Source organism: Bradyrhizobium sp. P2_E8 (assembly GCF_056403875.1).
The window spans coordinates 1-3,364 of the sequence record NZ_JBFUES010000832.1 but is presented as its reverse complement, the minus strand read 5'-3'; the positions used below and the strand labels follow the sequence as shown (position 1 = coordinate 3,364).

Below are 3,364 nucleotides of genomic sequence, written 5' to 3'. Positions count from 1 at the left end.
GCCATGGGCCTCGTGCTGACGATGGAGCGCGGCCGCATCGGCCAGCGCTACATCCTCGGCGGCGACTGCGTCCCGCTCGGCCGCATCCTGCGGATGATGTCGGCGATGAGCGGCCGCCGGCAGTTCCCGATCGTCGTGCCCGGCAAGATCGCCGAACTTTCCGCGGTCATGCTCGAGAAGATCTCCGATCACATCACGCGCCGGCCGCCCAACGGCACTGGCGAAGGCGTGCGCATCGCGCTTGCCGCGAGCGACCTCTCGATCGGCAAAGCCCGCAATGAGCTTGGCTACGCGCCGCGCCCGATCGAGCCGGTGCTACGCGAAACCATCACCCATCTGCTCGCCCGCAACGGCCAGCAGCCCTCCGGCGCCATCAAGCATCACGCGCTCTCCTCGCGCGTGGGCTAAGGCCGCCGCCCAAACCAAAGAACCTTTCCTCATGTCCTTCGATTTCAGCAAGCTTCTCTCCGTGGCCTGGGGTGGCTGGACCACGACCTGGCCGACCGAACTCCTGGCCCTGATCTGGCTCGCCTTTCTCGCCAGTTGGGTGGGCGCCTCGTTCTGGCAGGGGCGGACCAAGAAGCAGGTGATGACGCTGGAGTCGCAGCGCTATCGCCTGCCGATCCTGGTCGGCGGCATCCTGTACACGCCGTGGATTGCGGAAATCATGGGCTGGAAGCCGCTCTGGGTGCTCGGCAGCACCGGCATCACCATCGCCGCGGTCCTCTCGGTCGCCGGCATCGCCTTCGCCTGGTGGGGGCGGCTGCATCTCGGAAAGTTCTGGTCCAACACCATCACCCACAAGGAAGACCACCGCGTCATCGACACCGGCCCCTACGGTATCGTGCGCCACCCGATTTACACCGGGCTGATCTTCGGCATGCTCGTCACCGGCATCGCGATCGGCGCCGTGACGACGATYCTCGGCGCGATCCTGATCTCGCTCGGCATGTGGCAGAAGGGACGGATGGAAGAGGTGTTCCTGTCCAAGGAGCTCGGCGAAGACGCCTACGGCGCCTATTGCCGCCGCGTGCCGATGATCATCCCGTTCCTGTCGCCGCGGTGATAGCGTAGCCCGCGCCACACATTCGGTGTCGTCCCGGCGAAGGCCGGGACCCATAACCACAGGCCGGGGTTTGGCGAAGACTCGTCGTTCGGTACGTCTACCATCCGCAAACGATGGATTCCGCGGTATGGGTCCCGGCCTTCGCCGGGACGACAGCGAGAGGAACCGCCCTTCCGCTCGCTCGTTACCCCCGCGACACATGCACTGACCACAGAGCATCGCGCCATGTCGGACGCCTACGATTATTTTCGCGAGCACGCCATTGCCGCCGCGCGAAAGGCGCGGGCGCTGCCCCCGGGGCGGCCGAAGCAGAAGCAGCGCACGGTGGCGCGGGTCTATCATCTCCTGTCCAAGGAGGCCGCGCTGGCGCCGAACATCCATCACCTCAACGATTTTCGCGCGGCACGGCGGCTGGAGCGGCAGATCGGCCGCTGATCCGCGGCCAGTTCACCCTGCCATGCAAATTCGATCGGCTGCTATTCCACGGGAATAGGCCCGGCCGGTGCGCCGCACAGGTTGACGTCTGCCCCTTCAGCCAGTTGGATGCGCGCGCACACAGGGGCCTCTCATGACTTTTTCCAGCATCTTTGCGCAGTTCGTCGCGTTGCTCGGCGGCATCGCGCTGCAATGGCGCAAGCTCTCGGGCACGGAGCCCGCACCGGCCTGGGGTCAGACGCCCGCCATTCCCGAGGCGAAACCGCAAGGCGCGATCCCGACACTGAAGATGCCGACCGCGCGCGGCTGGAGCGAGGGCCAGAAGCCGGCCGTCGCGCCGGGGCTCAAGGTCAACGCGTTCGCGACCGGCCTCGACCATCCGCGCTGGATCGAGGTGCTGCCCAATGGCGATGTGCTGATCGCGGAAGCGACGCAGATCGCAGGCCCTCCGCGCAGCGTGTTTCACTACGCGATGCAGGCGACGATGCGGCGCGCCGCCGCGCTCGGCGTTTCCGCCAACCGCATCACGCTGCTGCGCGACAAGGACGGCGACGGCGTCGCCGAAGTTCGCGGCGCCTTCATGGAAAACCTCAGCCAGCCGTTCGGCATGGCGTTGGTCGGCGACACCTTCTATGTCGGCAATACCGACGGCGTGATGGCCTTCCCCTATGTCGCCAATGCCRACCGCATCACCGCACCGGGCAAGCGGCTCACGACGTTCAAGCCGAGCGGCCACTGGACGCGCAGCCTGCTCGCCAGCCCCGACGGCAAGAAGCTGTATGCCGGCGTCGGCTCGCTCAGCAACATCGCCGAGATGGGCATGGAGGTCGAGGAAGGCCGCGCCGCGGTGTACGAGCTCGACCTCATCGCCGGCACGCATCGCATCTTCAGCGCCGGCTTGCGCAACCCGGTGGGCCTTGCCTGGGAGCCGAACACGAACGTGCTCTGGACCGTCGTCAACGAGCGCGACGGCCTCGGCGACGAGACGCCGCCGGACTATCTCACCTCGGTACGCGACGGCGGCTTCTATGGCTGGCCCTATTGCTACTGGGGCAAGACGGTGGATGACCGCGTGCCGCAGGATCCGGCGATGGTCGCCAAGGCGCTTCAACCGGACTATGCGCTCGGCGGCCACACCGCTTCGCTCGGCCTGTGCTGGATGCCGGCGGGCACGTTGCCTGGTTTCCCCGACGGCATGGTGATCGGCCAGCACGGCTCGTGGAATCGCAGCACGCTGTCCGGCTACAAGCTGGTGTTCATCCCGTTCGAGAACGGCCGCCCGTCCGGCCCCGGTCGCGACATCCTGTCGGGCTTCCTGTCCCCGGACGAGAAGGAATCCTACGGCCGTCCGGTTGGCGTCGTGATCGGCCCCGACAAGAAGTCGCTGCTGATGGCCGACGACGTCGGCAATGTGATCTGGCGCGTGACGGGCGCGTAATTTCGAGGGAGGTGCGTTCCCTCCCCCGCAAGGGGGGAGGGAACGCAGCGCTGTTCTCGACTCGACCTCAACCCATCACGCTCTAGAACTCACGTCCCCACACACAACGCGGCGCGCTGCTTGCGCAGCAGCGCGATCACGGACAGCGCCGTGATCAACCCGGTCTTGGGGTTCTCGGACGGGATGTTCTCGATCGACATCGAGAAGCGCGCCGAATCCGCCTCGACCTCGATGCGGTGAACGTTGCGCGTCACGGTCGGATCGGCCCAGATCTGCACGGAGGTGCGATCAGGCCCGACGCCCGCGAGCGACAGCGCCACCGCGACGTTGAGATTGGCCGGAAAGCCTTTTGCGGCCTCGCGCGCGGTACCCTCGAACAGCTTCAGCGGCTCGCGCAGATTGTCGATGTCGATGTTGTTCTGGAC

The 3,364-nt window shown here is 66.6% G+C and carries 4 protein-coding genes and 1 pseudogene; 4 read left to right on the top strand and 1 reads right to left on the bottom strand.

Annotated features, from left to right (window positions below):
* The 4 genes and pseudogenes from AC1D00_RS32665 to AC1D00_RS32650 all read left to right on the top strand — a co-directional run.
* Positions 1–408, top strand: a pseudogene (locus AC1D00_RS32665) (NAD-dependent epimerase/dehydratase family protein); the annotation flags it as partial.
* Between the two features lie 31 nt (positions 409–439).
* Positions 440–1,066 (top strand): methyltransferase family protein, encoded by a 627-nt coding sequence (locus tag AC1D00_RS32660; protein ID WP_477013505.1) that lies wholly within the window; start codon positions 440–442, stop codon positions 1,064–1,066.
* Positions 1,067–1,291: 225 nt separating this feature from the next.
* Entirely contained in the window at positions 1,292–1,501 is a 210-nt protein-coding gene (locus AC1D00_RS32655; protein WP_135175954.1) for a hypothetical protein, read from the top strand.
* Between the two features lie 133 nt (positions 1,502–1,634).
* Positions 1,635–2,939 (top strand): PQQ-dependent sugar dehydrogenase, encoded by a 1,305-nt coding sequence (locus AC1D00_RS32650; RefSeq protein WP_477013504.1) that lies wholly within the window; start codon positions 1,635–1,637, stop codon positions 2,937–2,939.
* Between the two features lie 89 nt (positions 2,940–3,028).
* Here the strand turns inward: AC1D00_RS32650 and AC1D00_RS32645 are convergent.
* Positions 3,029–3,364: aspartate dehydrogenase domain-containing protein (locus AC1D00_RS32645; protein WP_477013503.1), on the bottom strand; the 336-nt coding region annotated here is incomplete at its 5' end.

Excerpts from the sequence above, each read along its gene's own strand:
- AC1D00_RS32655 (WP_135175954.1), top strand. The coding sequence starts at position 1,292 with ATGTCGGACGCCTACGATTATTTTCGCGAGCACGCCATTGCCGCCGCG.